The sequence below is a fragment of the Brachyspira murdochii DSM 12563 genome, from assembly GCF_000092845.1.
Classification (GTDB): Bacteria; Spirochaetota; Brachyspiria; order Brachyspirales; family Brachyspiraceae; genus Brachyspira; species Brachyspira murdochii.
The window spans coordinates 92,528-110,750 of sequence record NC_014150.1 but is presented as its reverse complement, the minus strand read 5'-3'; the positions used below and the strand labels follow the sequence as shown (position 1 = coordinate 110,750).

16 protein-coding genes are annotated in these 18,223 nt (G+C 28.0%); 8 read left to right on the top strand and 8 right to left on the bottom strand.

What is annotated here, in order from left to right:
* From BMUR_RS00470 to BMUR_RS00445, 6 genes are all read left to right on the top strand, one after another.
* On the top strand, window positions 1–531 hold the full coding sequence (locus BMUR_RS00470) for a chemotaxis protein CheW (protein ID WP_013112631.1): 531 nt from the start codon (window positions 1–3) through the stop codon (window positions 529–531).
* A 22-nt stretch (window positions 532–553) separates the two neighbouring features.
* Complete coding sequence (locus BMUR_RS00465; RefSeq protein ID WP_013112630.1) at window positions 554–1,405, top strand: CheR family methyltransferase; 852 nt, start codon at window positions 554–556, stop codon at window positions 1,403–1,405.
* A 15-nt stretch (window positions 1,406–1,420) separates the two neighbouring features.
* Complete coding sequence (locus BMUR_RS00460; protein WP_013112629.1) at window positions 1,421–2,014, top strand: chemotaxis protein CheD; 594 nt, start codon at window positions 1,421–1,423, stop codon at window positions 2,012–2,014.
* Between the two features lie 27 nt (window positions 2,015–2,041).
* Window positions 2,042–3,175, top strand: a complete 1,134-nt coding sequence (locus BMUR_RS00455; protein ID WP_013112628.1) for a protein-glutamate methylesterase/protein-glutamine glutaminase — start codon at window positions 2,042–2,044, stop codon at window positions 3,173–3,175.
* A 4-nt stretch (window positions 3,176–3,179) separates the two neighbouring features.
* Entirely contained in the window at window positions 3,180–3,998 is an 819-nt protein-coding gene (locus tag BMUR_RS00450; protein ID WP_013112627.1) for a hypothetical protein, read from the top strand.
* A gap of 133 nt (window positions 3,999–4,131) precedes the next feature.
* Complete coding sequence (locus BMUR_RS00445; protein ID WP_013112626.1) at window positions 4,132–6,219, top strand: glutamine synthetase III family protein; 2,088 nt, start codon at window positions 4,132–4,134, stop codon at window positions 6,217–6,219.
* 77 nt (window positions 6,220–6,296) lie between these two features.
* On the opposite strand, the gene BMUR_RS00440 is transcribed toward BMUR_RS00445, so the two are convergent.
* Genes BMUR_RS00440 through BMUR_RS00430 form a run of 3 tightly spaced genes read right to left on the bottom strand, consistent with a single transcriptional unit; the run spans window position 6,297 to window position 9,501 of the window.
* Complete coding sequence (locus BMUR_RS00440) at window positions 6,297–7,313, bottom strand: WYL domain-containing protein (protein ID WP_041749959.1); 1,017 nt, start codon at window positions 7,311–7,313, stop codon at window positions 6,297–6,299.
* Between the two features lie 11 nt (window positions 7,314–7,324).
* Window positions 7,325–8,452 carry a hypothetical protein gene (locus BMUR_RS00435; protein ID WP_013112624.1) on the bottom strand — a complete coding sequence of 376 codons (1,128 nt, stop codon included), beginning with the start codon at window positions 8,450–8,452 and terminating at the stop codon, window positions 7,325–7,327.
* The gene (locus BMUR_RS00430) at window positions 8,443–9,501 is read right to left on the bottom strand and encodes a DUF1385 domain-containing protein (RefSeq protein WP_013112623.1); all 1,059 of its coding nucleotides are present in this window, start codon (window positions 9,499–9,501) and stop codon (window positions 8,443–8,445) included. Before BMUR_RS00430 ends, BMUR_RS00435 begins: the two co-directional genes overlap by 10 nt.
* A gap of 118 nt (window positions 9,502–9,619) precedes the next feature.
* Here BMUR_RS00430 and BMUR_RS00425 point away from each other — a divergent pair, with 118 nt between their 5' ends.
* Window positions 9,620–10,027 carry a hypothetical protein gene (locus BMUR_RS00425; RefSeq protein ID WP_013112622.1) on the top strand — a complete coding sequence of 136 codons (408 nt, stop codon included), beginning with the start codon at window positions 9,620–9,622 and terminating at the stop codon, window positions 10,025–10,027.
* Here the strand turns inward: BMUR_RS00425 and BMUR_RS00420 are convergent, their stop codons facing one another.
* The 5 genes from BMUR_RS00420 to treR all read right to left on the bottom strand — a co-directional run bounded on the left by BMUR_RS00420 (window position 10,028) and on the right by treR (window position 16,492).
* The gene (locus tag BMUR_RS00420) at window positions 10,028–11,029 is read right to left on the bottom strand and encodes an NAD(P)H-dependent glycerol-3-phosphate dehydrogenase (protein ID WP_013112621.1); all 1,002 of its coding nucleotides are present in this window, start codon (window positions 11,027–11,029) and stop codon (window positions 10,028–10,030) included.
* 103 nt (window positions 11,030–11,132) lie between these two features.
* Window positions 11,133–11,699, bottom strand: coding sequence for a TetR/AcrR family transcriptional regulator (locus BMUR_RS00415; RefSeq protein WP_013112620.1), 567 nt, complete (start codon window positions 11,697–11,699; stop codon window positions 11,133–11,135).
* A 173-nt stretch (window positions 11,700–11,872) separates the two neighbouring features.
* Window positions 11,873–13,543 (bottom strand): alpha,alpha-phosphotrehalase, encoded by a 1,671-nt coding sequence (gene treC, locus BMUR_RS00410; RefSeq protein WP_013112619.1) that lies wholly within the window; start codon window positions 13,541–13,543, stop codon window positions 11,873–11,875.
* Window positions 13,544–13,659: 116 nt separating this feature from the next.
* Complete coding sequence (gene treP, locus BMUR_RS00405) at window positions 13,660–15,591, bottom strand: PTS system trehalose-specific EIIBC component (protein WP_013112618.1); 1,932 nt, start codon at window positions 15,589–15,591, stop codon at window positions 13,660–13,662.
* A gap of 193 nt (window positions 15,592–15,784) precedes the next feature.
* Window positions 15,785–16,492 (bottom strand): trehalose operon repressor, encoded by a 708-nt coding sequence (treR, locus tag BMUR_RS00400; RefSeq protein WP_013112617.1) that lies wholly within the window; start codon window positions 16,490–16,492, stop codon window positions 15,785–15,787.
* Window positions 16,493–16,714: 222 nt separating this feature from the next.
* Here treR and BMUR_RS00395 point away from each other — a divergent pair, with 222 nt between their 5' ends.
* The gene (locus BMUR_RS00395; protein ID WP_013112616.1) at window positions 16,715–18,220 is read left to right on the top strand and encodes a TolC family protein; all 1,506 of its coding nucleotides are present in this window, start codon (window positions 16,715–16,717) and stop codon (window positions 18,218–18,220) included.
* The last annotated feature ends 3 nt before the right edge of the window (window positions 18,221–18,223 follow it).

The following is an 18,223-nucleotide window of genomic DNA, read 5'->3' as shown; positions in this document are numbered from 1 at the left end:
ATGTTAGATAATCAAAAAATAAATGCTGCTAATATACCTCAGGTTGGAGGTACAGCTTTGGATCATGAGGAAAATCTTTCTACTGAACCAAGTCAGCAATTCTTAGTATTTAAAATAGACAATGAAGAATATGCTCTTGATGTTTTGAGTATTGATGGTATTGTTGGTGTTACTAATATTACTCCTGTACCTGGTAGCCCTAAATATATGAGAGGTTTAATGAACTTAAGAGGTAATATCCTTCATATTGTTGATATAAGAATAAGGTTTGGTTTAGCAAGAAGAGATGATCATTCTATTGAGGACGATGTTATAATTGTAATATATACAACTAATAGAAAATTTGGAATATTAGCAGATATGGTTAGCGATGTTATTACTGTTTATGAAAGCCAAATGACAGAAACTCCTATTGACAATATGAGAGGACTTCAAATTTCTAATGTTATTAGATTAGAAAATAAAATTATTATGGTTCTTCCAATAGACGAAATTATTAAGTCGAATGACAGCGAAAATAAAACAGTATAAATTAGTCATTGAGGTATAAAATATGGATGATATGAATGCTAATATGCCCGCTTTAACTGATTCAGAGTTTAATGAATTAGTTAAAATTATTTATGATAAAACTCGTATTCAAATGACTAATCATAAAAGGGCTTTAGTTACTTCTAGGTTAAGTAAAAGACTCAGAGCTTTACATATGGATTCTTTTAGAGAATACATAGACTTTGTAAAAAATGCAAAAGATGAAGAATTGACAAATTTTGTAAACGCAGTTACTACTAATAAAACAGATTTCTTTAGAGAAAATAAACATTTTGAATATATGAAAACTAATTTCCTTCCAGAGTGGGAGAAAAATTTTAAAGAAGGAAAAGTGAAAAATCTTAGAATATGGTCGGCTGCTTGTTCTACTGGAGAAGAACCTTATACTATACAAATGACACTGCATGAATATTTCGGTGCTAATTATGACAAATATGATATAAAAGTATTGGCAAGCGATATAGATACCAATGTTCTAGCTCATGGACGTGCTGGTATTTATAAAGAAGAATCTGTTGAACCAATACAGCCTAATATTTTGAGAAAGTATTTCCTCAGAGGTACTGGTGATAAAGATGGGCTATATAAAGTAAAAGACATCTTAAAAAAGAATCTATTTTTTAGACAGTTAAATTTTAAAGATGAAGATTTTGATATACATACTCAATTCGATTTGATTTTTTGCAGAAACGTTATTATTTATTTTGATAAAGAATTTCAAAAGGAATTATTTAATAAATTCCATAGATATTTGAAAGAAGACGGTTTAGTATTTATAGGACATTCAGAAACACTTTTTGGTGTATCTGATAAATTTAAATATGTTTCAAGTAATATTTATAAAAAGATTTAATTAGGGGTATTAATAATGATTGATTTTCCAGCAGCGGCCAATAGTAATTTTAAAAGAATAACTATATATATAGGTGGATATTATGCTTCAAAAGAACCCGCTGTAATTAAAACAGTTTTAGGAAGTTGTATATCTGTTTGTCTCTTTGAAAATAAATTAAAATTCGGAGGTATGAATCACTTTATGCTTCCAGAAATGAGAGAATGGGAAAACCCAGCAGAAGATTATAACAATACTAGATACGGCGTTTTTGCTATGGAGGTTCTAATAAATGAAATTATTAAATTAGGCGGTAAGAAAGAAAATCTTACAGCTAAAATATTTGGAGGAGGACATGTACTCTCTGGTATGACCAGCAATATTCTCCAAGTGCCTGATAAAAATATACAATTTGCTAAAAAGTTTTTGGCTGATGAAAAAATACCTATAGTTAGTGAAGATGTTGGCGGTTCTTGGCCTAGAAAAGTATTCTTTTTCAATACAGAAAACAGAGTGCTTATGAAAAAACTAGAAGGTAAAACTAAAGAGTTCTCAGCAGAGCAAGAAATTAAATACTCTAAAAACTTACAGCATAAACTTGAAGAGAAATCAGACATCACATTGTTTTAATATATTAATAATTATTAAGGATTTTTTATGGCTACAAAAATTAAAGTATTAGCTATTGATGATAGCGCATTAATTAGGCAATTACTAACAAAAATTGTTAACTCAGATCCTGCTTTAGAAATGGTGGGTACTGCTGCAAATCCAATTCTAGCTGAAAATAAGGTCAAAAATCTTAAACCAGATATTATTACTTTAGATATTGAAATGCCTGAAATGGACGGTATTACTTATCTTAAAAAATTAATGCTTAATAACCCTATTCCCGTTATAATGTTTAGTTCTTTGTTAGATAAACATAGAGAATTGGCTTTAGATGCATTAAATATAGGTGCTTTTGATTATGTTATAAAACCATCTGCTAATGTTAGAGATGGAGTTGAAGAATTAGCTACTGACCTAGTTGAAAAAATTAAAAATGCTTATGCTAACAGAGCTAAATTCTACAGAAAACATGGTGTTAATATTCCTACTGAAACAGCTTCCCCAGTAGAAAGAACACCTATTAGTTTGGAAGCTCCTAAAACTGCAGGATTTAAAGTTTATCAAAAAAATACTGCTGATATTATACTTCCTCTTACTCCTTCAAGAGAAACTCCTATGGATAAAATTATACTTATAGGCTCTTCTACTGGAGGTACTGAGGCATTAATAGAATGTCTTAAAAATGTTACTCCTTCAGCTCCGCCTATAGTTATAACTCAGCATATGCCTGAACATTTTACTACTTCGTTCGCCAAAAGATTGAACAGTATATTAAAAATTGATGTAGCTGAATCAGAAGATTGTATGAGTATAGGAAGAGGTCAGGCTGTTCTAGCACGCGGCGGTAAGCATACTATGATTAAAGTAAAAGGCGGTAAATATTTTATAGAAGTTAGAGACGGAGAGCCGGTTACAAGACATAAACCTTCTGTAGATGTACTTTTCAGAAGCGGTGCTGTTTATGCTAAAAATAAAGCTATTGGTATAATACTTACTGGTATGGGTGATGATGGTGCTAATGGTATGAAAGAAATGAAAGATGCAGGTGCATACAATATAGCACAAAATGAAGAAACTTGTACCGTATTTGGTATGCCTAGAGAGGCTATAGCAAGAGGCGGTGTAGATGAAGTTTTACCTTTAGATAAAATACTTGCAGCTGCTCTAAAAAGAGTATAATCTAATGAAACAAAATATAGATTTATATGAATATATAAATAAATGGGTAGGTAATTCAACTGCCTACCCCTATTATAAAATAGATTTGAAGTTAGATTTAATATCAAAACTAATATCTCCTCACAAATCCTTTAATAATATATCCATCTTAGCTTCTGGGGCAAAGAGAAACCGTACAGATATAAACTATATGGAATATCTTAATGTATATCTAATATTAAATGAAACAGATAATATTACAGATACTAGAAAATTCAAACTTTCAATATTGGATTTAATTAAAAAAAATGATACATATCAAACTAAAATTAATGAAATATCATACTATTTAATATTAGAATATGAAAATGAAAAAATAATGCTTCTGCCCTCTTTTAAAAATGTAGATGAAAATAATATTGAAGGAACTATGATCACTAACTCTAATGGTACAAATGAAATATTTTATCCTAAACTTGATAATAAAAATTTTGATAAGAAAGAACAGGAATGCGGAGCTAATTTTATTAATTTGATAAAAATATTTAAATATATATTTTTAACTTTTTCTAATGAAATTAAATCTATGAATGAGCTATCTCTAAATATCATAGAAGCTCTTATTTGGAATCTTCCTAATGAGTATTTTAAATTTAATGATTATGATGAAGCTATATTAAAAGCTATAGATTATATTTATGAAAAAATAGCAAGTGATGATTACATGTCTCTTTCTGAGATTAATGATATTAAGGTTTTATTTTCTATTAGAAATAATCTGCACAGAAAAGAAATTCTTAAGGCTTTGTATAAAATAAAACAAATTATACATGAAAGCATGTAAAAAATGATTTTTTCCTTATTTTTCTTTAATAACTGCTAATAGTAATATTGAATTAATTTTTACTAATGATATAATAATTAACTTATATTATAATTTTTTTTATTTTATAAAAAAATTTTCTAGGAGAAATAGAATGAAAAAAATACCAGAAATTTTTGGCAGTATGGTTTTTAATGATAATGTTATGAAGGATAAATTACCTAAAGACATTTATAAAAAACTTATAAAAACTATAAAAAATGGAGAACGTTTAAACTTAGAAGTTGCCAATGTTGTAGCTCATGCTATGAAAGAATGGGCTATAGAAAAAGGTGCTACACATTTTACACATTGGTTTCAGCCTATGACTGGTGTAACAGCAGAAAAACATACAAGTTTCATAGCTCAAACAGATGATGGTGCTACACGTATGGAGTTTACTGGTAAAGAATTAGTTCAAAGCGAACCAGATGCTTCTAGTTTTCCTTCAGGCGGTTTAAGAGCTACATTTGAAGCTAGAGGATATACTGCTTGGGACCCTACTTCTTATGCTTTTATTAAAGATGACACTTTATGTATACCTAGTGCCTTTTGTTCATACAGCGGTGAATCCTTGGATAAAAAAACTCCGCTGCTTCGCTCAATGCAGGTTATAGAAAAAGAAGCAAAAAGAATATTAAAACTCTTTGGACATAATAATATTAATAGAGTATTTACGACTGTAGGAGCAGAACAGGAATATTTTTTAATAGACAGAGAATTATATTTACAAAGACCTGATTTGAGATACTGTAAAAGAACATTATTCGGTGCTTGCCCTCCTAAAGGTCAGGAATTAGAAGATCATTATTTTGGTGCTATTAAACCTAGAGTATTAGAGTTTATGAAAGAACTTGATATAGAACTTTGGAAACTTGGCATAGTTGCTAAAACAGAACATAATGAGGTAGCACCTGGTCAGTATGAATTAGCACCAGAGTTTACTATTACAAATATGGCAACCGACCAAAACCAAATTACTATGGAGCTTATGAAGGTAATAGCTGAAAAGCATAACCTTGCATGCATACTTCATGAAAAACCTTTTTCAGGTGTTAATGGAAGCGGTAAGCATAATAACTGGTCTATAGCAACCGATACCGGAATGAATCTATTAGACCCTACAGATAATCCTGCTAAAAATAAACAGTTTTTATTATTTTTAGTGGCTATTATCAAAGCTGTTGATGAGTATCAGGATTTGCTTAGAGTTACAACTGCAAGTGCAAGTAATGATCATAGACTTGGTGCTTCTGAAGCTCCTCCTGCTATTATATCAATGTTTCTTGGAGATGAATTAACCGAAGTACTTGAGTCTATGGAACATTCTAAAGACTATGAAGGAAAAGCAAAAGTTGAAATGGAAATGGGAGTTAATTCTTTGGCAAGACTTACTAAAGATTCTACTGACAGAAACAGAACTTCTCCTTTAGCATTTACTGGAAACAAATTTGAGTTTAGAATGGTTGGTTCAAGTCTTTCAGTATCAGGACCTAATATAATATTAAATACTATAGTCGCTGAGGCTTTATCACAGTTTGCTGATATATTAGAAAAATCTTCAAATTTTGAAAAAGATTTAGATGAACTTATAAAAGATACTATAAAAAAACATAAAAGAATAATTTATAATGGAAATAACTATTCTGATGAATGGGTAAAAGAAGCCGAAAAAAGAGGATTATTTAATCTAAAAACTACTCCGGAAGCATTGCCTCATTTTATATCTCAGAAAAATATAGATGTATTAACAAAACATAAAGTACTCACAGAAGCTGAAATACGTTCAAGATATGAAATAGGAATGGAAGAGTATGTAAAAGAAATTAATATTGAAGCTCTTACATTAACAGATATGGTATATAAGCATATACTTCCTTCTTCTATAGAGTACACTGGAGAACTTGCGAATATTGCTGATAAGAAAAATAATTTAAAAGTAAACTTTGATGTTGAAAGTGATTTAATTAATAAACTTAATAAACTAATTTCAGATTTATACAGTAAATTGGGAAAATTAGAAGAATATATTGCAGAAGGTAAAAAAATTACTGATGTATCAAAAGCTGCTAATTTTTCAAGAGATAAAATATTTGCATGTTTAGAAGATATGAGAGTTACAATAGATGAATTAGAAAGAACTGTTTCTAAAAAATATTGGAAACTTCCGACTTATGGAGATATGCTTTATAGTTTATCATAAATAGAAGTGTAAATAATAAAAGCAGGTATAAATTATTTACCTGCTTTTTTATATTTTAAATTGATAATGCAAAAGTTTCATTCACTTTGCATTACAGATAAAGCATTATTCAAATGTTCTATAAACTCTTTATTAAATTTCTCCGGAGATATTATTTTAAAAGCCCCTAACCAAGGACTTAAAAATATTCTTAATTCTGTAAAAGATGAAAAATCAAAATTAATTAATACAGAACCATCTTCTAACTCCATTTTTATTTTTTGATTAAATCCGTAATTTCTATTCTTAAAATAATGAGCAACATTGGAATTAAATTTAACTAAAGTTTTTACAATCTTATCTTCATTCCAATATATACTTCTCTTACTCTCTAAATGTTTAATCAATTTATCCCTCTTTTCAGATCTTATTTTGTATTGATTATCATATTCTTCTTTATCTTTTTTATCAGTAAACTTAATTTTTTTTATTATATTAATATTTGATATATTATTAATAATATATGTTTTTATTCTATTCTTTTTATTATCATTAGCAACCAAATACCATATGCCCTGAAAATAATAAATAAGATAAGCAGCAGCCTCTACCCTAAAACTGCTTTTAGCACTTTCCATATAATAGTCAAAACTTATATCATTTAAATCTTTAACAAATGAAAGCAGCTTATCTATATTTTCACTATCTCCTGATATATGATTAATGTCATTTCTTGCTATTAATATAACATCATAATATTCATCATCTATATTTTGAGGCAGTAATTTTGATACAGTAGAGCGAGGTATAAGAGATAAATTAGAACTTACTTTTTTAATAAATATAGAAAATAATATATCTACGTTTTTTTTGATATTATCATCAAAGTTAAAGCCTTTTTTTATTTTTTTCAAATCTGAAGAACTTATAACATATTTATCTTTTTCCGATTTCAATTCTATTCTAAGATATTTTTCTATTTCTTTTATATCCCTCAAAAGAGTTCTCTTTGACATATTATTGTCATCTACAAATTTATTTTTTAATATAAAACCGTCCAGTATTAAAGAAGTATATATTTCAAATAATCTTACAAATTTTTTATTTTCTGTCATATTACCCCGCATTAAAATACACTATGAACAAACTCTTTTACAGCATTTCCGTTAATTTTAAACTGTTCATTTTCTACAGTAAAATATCCGTCTATTACTCCCTTTGTAGTTTCAAAATCTATTTTTTGGAATCCTCCTAAACCATTATATAGATAATCGCTTGTAACAGTAAATACAAAACTAAAGCCCTCTTCTTTCGAGTAATAATCTATAACATCTTTATATTCATGAGAATCAAAATTTTTATATATATGCCATTTATTTTTAAATAAAAATTTAACCATTCTTGAATTCTGAGACTGAGGTTTACTATCATAAATAAATATAGGTATAGGTTCAGTATTGTATGATATATATGCCAATGCTGCTATTATATTATGAGTATATCTTGAAGGATTTCTCCCTACCGTATTAATTGCCAAAACAGAACTAGTATCAGTTATAGCATTTTCACTTCCGGGTACAACTAAATATCCAGATGGAAGTCCGTAATAAAAAGATACATATAAAGCTCTGTTTGCAGCCCAATTCACCATAGAAGCACTAAAGTTAGTAAACTTAAAAGAAAACTCACTTTCTATTAAATTATTTATAGAAGTTTTTAAATTTAGTTTTGTATTATAAAAATTTGGTATTTCTAAAGACAATTCTCCAACGCTCTTTCTAAACTGAGCACGTATAAAATTATCGTAAAAATCTAAATAATCTTTTTCATCTTCTTTAATAACAAATGACTGAGAATCTCCGTCCAATATATTAAAGGCATAGTATGAAAAATATCTTTTTAAATTATATTTATAAAGTTTCCAAAATATTATATGATTATCATGGAATAAATATAAATACAGATTTTCAGCCATATCTTCATTAATTTGGATAGATTTAGGAATACTATCAAAATCACCTGTATAATATATTCCATTATTATTTGTTATTATAGGGTTATTAACATCTAATACTGGAGTATCATTTCTCATATATGATTTTTCTGGTACACTTCTATAATTTACCTGTATAAATATAACTGTAAAAAGTACACAAAATAAAGCTATAGCGATTATAACAATATATTTTCTTATATAGCTTGAAGAATATTCATAATAATCATCTTTTGCTATAAGACGTTTTTTTATATGCATAGTTTTTCTTCTGTTGTATTATTTGTATTATTATTTTCCAAACTAGCTTTCATATCAGCCTGCACTTCTTCTTCTGTTCTGTTTCCTACAGATGTATCCAATAATTTACTCAATGCAAATAAAGCTACTTCTATTTCATCGTCCTGAGGTCTTCTAGTTGTGATTTTCTGAAGTAAAAGACCTGGTAATATGGCAAGTCTCATAAGAGGGAAATTATAAAATCTAAAACCAAGTTTTAATATTTCATAAGATATACCAGAAACAATGGGAAGAAGTAATATATTAATAGCTAAAACAGTTAAATTTCCTATTATTTTAGGCGGAGTATAAGAAGCATATATATATGTGTATACAAAATAGCTTGTAAACATATAAAGCAGAATTGAAACTGTTAATACCAAAAACATAAAAGTAGTACCGCATCTAGGGTGTATGGTAGTATAATCTCTTATATTTCCAGTATCAGGGTCAAGTCCATGTTCATAGGCATTAACAACCATATGTTCTGCACCATGATATTCAAATACTCTTTTTATATCTTTAAAAAATGATATTACAAGCAAATATAATACAAATATAGCTAATTTTATAGCACCTCTTGCCAAATTAAAAATAACAAAATGTTCTTTCTCATTTATTCCTATAAGTGTAGTTATAAAATAAGGCAAAGCTATAAAAAGTCCTACAGCAAAGGCTAAAGAAACAAGCATACTTAAAGTCATAGCCAAACCATCATTTTTTTGGTTATTTGATTTGTTTGCATCTTTTTTATTATTATCTTCTTCAAGTCCGGCTGTATTTGCTGAGAATACTAAAGTCTTATATCCTAATTTCATCATATCTACAAAGTTTACAACACCTCTTATGAAAGGCATTTTGGTTAGGCTATTTCTATTTTCAGAAATAGATGCTTTTATAAAATCTATCTGTTTGTCTGGCTTTCTTACTGCAACTACATAATGGCTTTTATTTCTAAGCATTATGCCTTCTATTACAGCCTGTCCGCCTACCCCTTCCTTAATTCTATTTTCATCTAATTGTTTTTTCATCAAATGCATATCCTTATTCATTTTAATATTAAAGTAGATATATCATATATTAAATATTATATTCTTTCAAGTATAAAAAAATCTTGAATTTATAGAAATAATTTATATATTGTATAGTATGAAATATATATTGATTATTTTTATTATATTAACTCTTATATCCTGTAAAAGCACTAATACTCAAATGGCAGCTGTATCAGAAGAAGTACATAATAAAGAAAATACTTCTATTCCTAAAGCTATTACATTAAAAGACAGAGCAGGATACTACAAAAGCAAAAGTCCTTACTTTACATTTAATATTGATTTAAAAGAGAACGGATATGCTAATGTAGTATTAAAAGGCTGGATGGTTTACAGAGGTATTGTAAAAGTCGGAGACCCTAATTCTGATGCTAAAAAATTCAGATTAGATATAGACAATATTACCCATGTTATAGTTGAGTTCAAAGATTTAAATAATGCAGAGGCCTCTGTAATACTAAAAGGCGTAGTTCAGCAGTCTCTCGATATGATTAAAATTTAATTAAAAAAATCCCTCGCTTTTAGCATCTTTACTCATAAGTTCTGTTAAAGTAGTTTGTATATCTGCGTTATTAAAAAGTATATTGTATATAGCTTCTGTTATAGGCATATAAATATTATTTTTTTTAGCATACTCATAAGCAGCAGTTGCAGCATATACCCCTTCTGCCACCTGACCATGATTTTCAGATATTACATCTTCATATTTCTTACCTTTTGCAAGTTCACGTCCAAGCCTATTGTTTCTGCTTAAAGCACTTGAACAAGTAACTATTAAATCGCCTATACCAGAAAGCCCATACATAGTATCTATTCTTGCACCTTTGCTCAAAGCAAATCTTACTATTTCATGAAGACCTCTTGTTATAAGTGCGGCCTTTGTATTATCTCCAAGGTTAAGTCCGTCTACTATACCGCCTGCAATAGCTATGATGTTTTTTAAAGCTCCTCCTATTTCAACACCCTTTTGATCTGTGGAATTATATATTCTAAATTTGGGCGGAACAGTTAAAGTATCTCTAACATATTCAGAAACTCCTTTCTCCCCTCCTACAACTACTGCAGTAGGCACTCCTTTAGCAGCCTCTTCTGCATGTGAAGGTCCTGAAAGTGTCAGTATTGATAAATCACCTGATATAATACTTCTAGCTACTTCGCTCATGGTTTTTCCTGTTTTTCTATCAAGTCCTTTAGTTGCTGATACGAGTATTTGATCACTGCTTATATAAGGCTTTATATTTGTGCACGCTTCAGCAAAAGCAAATGAAGGAGTTACTATTATAATTATTTCATTATTATTAACAGCTTCTCCCATATCCATTGTGAAGTTTATTTTTTTATTTAATTCTATATTTTCAAGATAATTATCATTTCTATGAGTTGTACTTAGTAGTTTATAGCTTTCTTCACTATGAACCCATACTTTAATATTATGTTTTTCAGAAAAAATATTTGCAAGAGCAAGTCCCCAACCGCCTGCACCTATAATACCTACATTTGCCATAATCTGCCCTACTTCATTTTATAATATAGTATCTATTAGTATATATAAAAAATAACTATTATCAATATATAATTGTAAAAATATTATGTAAACTTATTATATTTTATTTAAAAGATTTTTCAAGCAGAATGCATATATTGTTAAGCAAATCTTCTTTTTTTATCTTTTTATTATCGTCATCTTTTACCCAGCAAAGTATCACAGAAACCAAAGCACCCGAAAAAAACTGAGACATAATTTTTGTATTTTCAGCATTTTCACTTTTCATAGTTTCATCTAAATATTCTGAAAATATTCGATAAAGCGATGAAACAAATAATAATGTATTATTAGAATCTATTAATGATACATTAAAATACTGCCTATTATAATCAAAATAATTAATAACTTTTTCTAATATTTTTCTATAGTTCTTTCTAAAATCGTATATAGAGTTATCTTTTCTTAATTCTTTTATAATATCCTCTTTTATATCATTTATAATTGAGTTTAAAAGTTCTTCTTTGTTATTAAAATGATCATAAAATGTAACTCTATTCACTAGTGCATGTTCACATATTTCTGTTACGCTTATATCTTTTAACGAATTGCTTTTTAAAAGTTCAAGTAAGGATTCTTTTAAAAGTTTTTGAGTTTTTATTATTCTTAAATCTTTTTTATCATTTTTCATATTTCATAAACAATATAAGTCATTTAAAAATAATATTACAATAAAAATAAAGTTTGTCAAAATTTTTTATTATTTAAATTAAATAAAATAAAAAATTAGCCTTGAATATGATTTATATACTCAAGGCCTATAATGATAATTAAAAATTCATATGAAGGGACAAATCTAACAGTCTAATTTTTACTGTATAATAAAACTGATTCATAAGGCTTCAACTTTAAAATATTATCAAGTATTAAGTCATCATTATAATTTGAAATAAGAATCTTTGAAGTTTTTATATTAAAATTAATGCCGTTTAAATCTGCCGTGCATTCATTTCCGTAAAAATTATTGATAACCAAAATTTTCTCATTGTTATATTCTCTTATAAAAGAGAGTACATTTTTATCTTCTTTTAATATTGGTATAGTTTTGCCTTCTGAAATAACTTTATAATCTTTTCTTAATCTTATTAATTTTTTATAATAATTAAGAATAGAGTCTTCATCTTTAAGATTATTTTCAGCATTTATTTCTTTATAATTATATATAATTTCTATCCAAGTATCCGCATTTGAAAATCCTGCATTCTTTTTATCATTCCACTGCATAGGAGTTCTAGCATTATCTCTTGATCTGCTTTGAAGTATTTTATATATTTCTTTCTCTTCTACTCCATTATTTTTAAGTATATTAAAATAGTTCAATGACTCTACATCTTTGTATTGATTAATATTATCAAAATAAGCATTAGTCATACCTATTTCTTCACCTTGATAAATATAAGGAGTACCTCTTAAACAATGCATAACAGAGGCAAGCATTTTGGCTGATTCTTTATAATATTTTCGGTCATCGCCGAATCTTGATACTATTCTTGGCTGATCATGATTGCACCAAAATAAAGCAGACCAGGCATTATTACTTTGCATTCCTTCCTGCCAAGAAAATAAAATATTCTTTAACTCCTGAAAATCAAAATCCATTAACTGCCATTTATCTTTATTTTTATAATCAACTTTAAGATGATGAAAGCTAAATACCATGCTAAGTTCATTTTCTTTTTCACCTGAATATTTAATGCAGTTTTCTATGGTTGTTGATGACATTTCTCCAACTGTTACAGCATTATCATATTTACCAAATGTATTTTTATTTAATTCTTTTAGATATTTATGTATATTTATTCCGTCTGTGTAAAAGCGTCTTCCGTCACTTTCAAAATCATCCTCAAAAACTTTAGGTTTAGATATTAAATTGATAACATCAAATCTAAATCCATAAACACCTTTACTTATCCAAAAATTTACTATGTCAAATATTTCTTTTCTAACCTCTTCATTATCCCAATTTAAATCAGCCTGACTAACATCAAATAAATGCAAATAATACTCATCAAATTTTTCTATATACTGCCAAGCACTGCCTCCAAATTTGGATATCCAGTTAGTAGGAGGTTCTTTTTTCCCATTAATTATTCTGCCTTTTTTAAATATATAATAGTTTTTATATTTTTCTATTCCATTTATAGCCTTTTTAAACCACTCATGCTCAGTAGAAGTATGATTAAATACCATATCAAACATTATATCTATATTTCTTTTCTTTGCTTCTCTTATAAGTTCCTCTGCATCTTCCATAGTTCCATAAGAAGGATCAACATTATAATAATCAGCAACATCATACCCATTATCTTTCTGAGGAGAAACAAAAAAAGGTGTTGTCCATATTATATCTATTCCTAAATCAGACAAATAATCCAATTTTGATATTATACCTCTTATATCTCCAAGTCCGTCATTATTGCTGTCCATAAATGATTTTGGATATATTTGATAAACAACTTTATTTTTAAAATTCATAAATAGTTCCTATTAAATTTATAATTATATATTATAGATTTTTGTATTGGCAGCTAAATAATTTTATATTTAACTGCCGACTATATGAACCTATAAATATTTATCCAGATTTTTTATTATTTTATTTCTATTATTCTACCTTCACCATTTTTAATAATGGCATTTTCTTTTAATAAATTAATTTTACTTCCATCAGTGAATACAACAGGTGATACTAAAGACTTACCATGATTTTTTACATATTCCAAATCAACTTTTGCTATAATATCTCCTTTTTTTACTTTATCACCTGCTTTAACAAATGATTCAAATCCTTCACCTTTAAGTTCTACTGTATCCATGCCAATATGAATAAGTATTTCTCTTCCATCTGCAGTTTCTATTCCATAAGCATGTTTAGTAGTAAATGCTGCTGTTATTTCCCCATCACAAGGAGAAGTAACTTTTCCATCATACAATTCTACAGCAAATCCCTCTCCCATAGCTCCGCTTGAAAAAGCTTCATCCGATATATTTGATAATTTGTAAACTTTACCGCTCATAGGTGAAACAAAATTATCATCATCTAAAGTTGTTAAATTATCCAAAGTATTTAGATTTTTATTAGTTTCTATATTATTATCAATATTATCAATTAAATCCTCTGCTTTTAATTTTTTCTTTCCTACTATCAAAGTTAATATTAATGGTACAGCTATAGCAAAAATCATAGCAACAGCAAACATTAACATATGCTTAGGCTGAATTGAAAGTATACCAGGAATTCCTCCTATACCTATAGAAGTAGCCATAACTTTAGAACCTACTGATATAACAGCTGCTATACAAGAACCTATTAAGGCACATATAAAAGGAAAACCATATTTTAAGTTTACTCCAAATAATGCAGGTTCTGTTACTCCTAAATAACATGATATAAATGCCGGTATATTTATCTGTTTAGCTTTATTATTTTTTTTCTGAAGTATAGCCATAGCAACTACTGCAGAACCTTGTGCTATATTTGATAATGCTATCATAGGCCATAACATAGTACCGCCAAACTGACTCATAAGCTGCAAATCAATAGCGTTTGACATATGATGAAGTCCTGTTATAACTAAAGGAGCATAGAAAAATCCGAATACTCCAGCAAATAAAACTCCAAATTTTGATGTTAATCCAGTATAAACTACATAAGAAACAGACTCCCCTATTTTCCAGCCTATAGGACCTACAACAGCATGTGCTATAATAACTGTAGGTATAAGCGATGCAAAAGGTATAATAACCATAGATATATATTCTGGAACAACCTTTCTCCAGAACTTTTCCAAATAAACCAATACAAATCCTGCCATTATAGCTGGTATAACCTGAGCTTGATATCCAACCATAGGCATTTTAAAAAATCCAAAATCGTAAAATTTAGGGTCAACAGTACCTACTAAATATGCATTAACAAGCTGAGGAGAAACTAATGTAATACCTAAAACTATACCTAATATCTGAGTAGTGCCCATCTTTTTAGTAATAGACCAAGTAATACCTACAGGAAGAAAATGAAATATTGCCTCTCCTATTAGCCATAAAAAATCATTAGTGCCAGACCAAAACTGAGATATTTGAGTTAAACTCTTTGTACCCTCTTCAAAAAATTTTATATCTGATATTATACTCCTGAAACCTAATATAAAACCTCCGCATATAATAGCTGGAATAAGAGGTGAAAATATTTCTGCTATATTAGACATTAAACGCTGAAGAAATGTTTGATTTCCTTTTGCTGATTCTTTTACTGCATCCTTGCTTACGCCTTCTATACCAGAAATCTTTACAAATTCATTATAATATTCAGAAACTTCATTTCCTATTATCACCTGAAATTGTCCAGACTGAGTAAAAGTACCTTTTGTAGATTTTAAATTTTCTATTGCTTTTACATCTGCTTTTTTTGTATCTATTAAAACAAAACGCATTCTTGTAACACAATGCGTTATTGCTTTAATATTTTCTTTTCCGCCTACATATTTTAATAGTAAGGCGGCATCTTCAGTAAACTTTCCCATAAAATATACCTCCGAAAGCTTTAATTATCATTAACTTGTACGTACATATTAATATATACGTACAAGTTTGTCAATTATATATAAACTCTTTTTACTATTTTTTCATAAAAAAATAGTAATGATAATACAGAATATAAAGTTTATGTATATAAAATAATTATAAAATTTATATAATTAAAATGATTAAATATATTTATCTTCTAGCAAAATCTCTGAATTTAAATTTATCTGGTCTATGTCTGGCTGAAGTGAGCTGGAAAACTCTTGTGTCTGATAAAAAAGTTTTTGATTCTACATTTATTATCATATCATAGTCTTTCAAATCTAAAAATTTTTTATCATAACCATTTACTTTTTCACATGATATTTCTCTTTCTGCATACGATATCTTTAGTTTAAGATTATTTTCTATATATTCGTATAGAGAATCTTTTAAAATATTTTCATCTATGAATGGTATAATAGAAGCATTTATAAAATCTATATCAAGTATAATATTTTCTCCATCTATATTTCTGATTCTTTCTATAGACCATACTCTATCATTATCATTTAGTCTTAATGCATTTTTTATTAATAAATTAGGTTTTATACATTCACATTTATTAACAATAGTTTTTGTTTTACCATACATTTTTGATGATACTTCTTTAAAACTAAATATTCCTCCAAATTCAAAATTATATATATTAGAATTTATTACTATCGAACCTTTCCCCTTATGTTTCTGAATGCATCCATTATTTGATAATAACTGCAATGATTTTCTTATTGTATCTCTTGAGGCTTTGTATTCATTCATTAAATCATATTCGCTTGGAAGTATATCGCCTTCTTTAAAATGTCCAAATTTTATTTTATCAAGCAAACTGTTATAAATATATTCATATTTTGCTGCCATAACAACCTCTGCAATTAATTAAAAAAATTATAATATAAAAATGATTGTTTGTAAATATAACTATTAATATTCATAAGTGTTGTATTTTACATATATAAAAGAACAAATATAATTTACGAAAATAAATAAATGTAGTTTATAATACAATAGTAATTTTATTGTACTTGATAAAAAAATCAAAAATAATAAAATGTATACAATATTTTTAATAGGTGTTAGAAAGTGTTAAGGAAATTGATATATATTATTATTTTTAACTCAGTTTTTTTTAATTTTTTTATTTTTGCCCAAACTAATAACAATATAGTACTTCCATATGCACAATATATGGAAAGAATAAAAATCTTAATACCAGAAATGAAATTAACAGCTTCACAGGAGAGCAATGCATATAATAATTTGACAAAAGCAAAAAGCTCAGGAGATGTAAAGTTTGATTTGCAGGCTGGGGCTATAGGAAAGCAGGCTCATTTTGATGAATACAGCTTTATACCGACATCAGACTTTTATTATAACGGCTTTAGAATAGGTGCAGGTTTCAGCGGACTTATACCCTACTCTGGAACTAGATGGTCTGTAGAAATTAAACATGATAGTTTTTTTGGTGATTTCAAAACTGGAGATATTACACTGCCTGTAGATACTCCATTCGGAACTGTTAACGGAAAATTACCAAATATGGGTACTAATGATTTTAAATATTATTACCCAAGCATTAAAATACAAATAGCTCAGCCAATATTAAGAGACTTTTTTGGTAAGCTAGACAGATACCCTATAAAAGATGCTGAATATCAGCTTACAATAGCCAAATTAAAAAGAATAATAGATGACAACAGCGTATTAACATCTTATCAGAAAATATATTATCAATGGATAATGGCTAGAAAATTGATAGCTTTGTATGATGCTATGATTAGAGAGGCTAGAAGTTTTGAAAATCAGGTTTATAAAAGATATTCAAGCGGAGTTATAGATAATGACTCTTATCAAAATGCAAGAAGACAAACTCTAAAATATATAGAAGCAAAAGATAAATCAGAGTTGATGCTAAAAAAAATTATAAGAAATATAAAGTTTTTCATACCAGAAGAAAATATTATACCAAACGAAGATGACTGGACTCAGACACTTGAAACTTCTATTAATGCCAAAGTGGATATAGTACCTTTTTTAGAAAGTGCTCAGGGACAAATGGCATATCAATTAAAACTAAGAAGCGAATATGCACTCTCTATAATGAAAAATAATGCATTGCCAGACTTGTCCATAGTAGGAAGCGTATCATTATCTAGTTTGAACGACAGCGGATATTTTAAATCTTTTTCTACTATGACAAATGTTGATTATTTTGTAGGGCTTATGTTTTCTTATCCTATAGGCGGACGAGATGCAAAAGCAAAAATGGAAGATGCTTATGCTGCTTTGAATGCTGTTACTGCTGACTTTGACAGAGTTAATAGGGATTTTGATGTACAGATAGGTACTTATTATGATGAGTTTGAGGCTTATAAAAAAATGCTTGAAAATAAAAAGTTAGAAGTTAATGCTATAGTATCAAGAATAAATACTCAAAATACTAAATTCAGACAGGGACGTCTTCCTATAGATGAGATAATAAATGCTAGGCTTGATTTAGCACAGGCAAGAGCGGAACTTTTAAATCTTGAATATATGATAATAAGCACTGTTATGGACTATAATTCGCTGGTGCTTATTAGTAATTAGTAA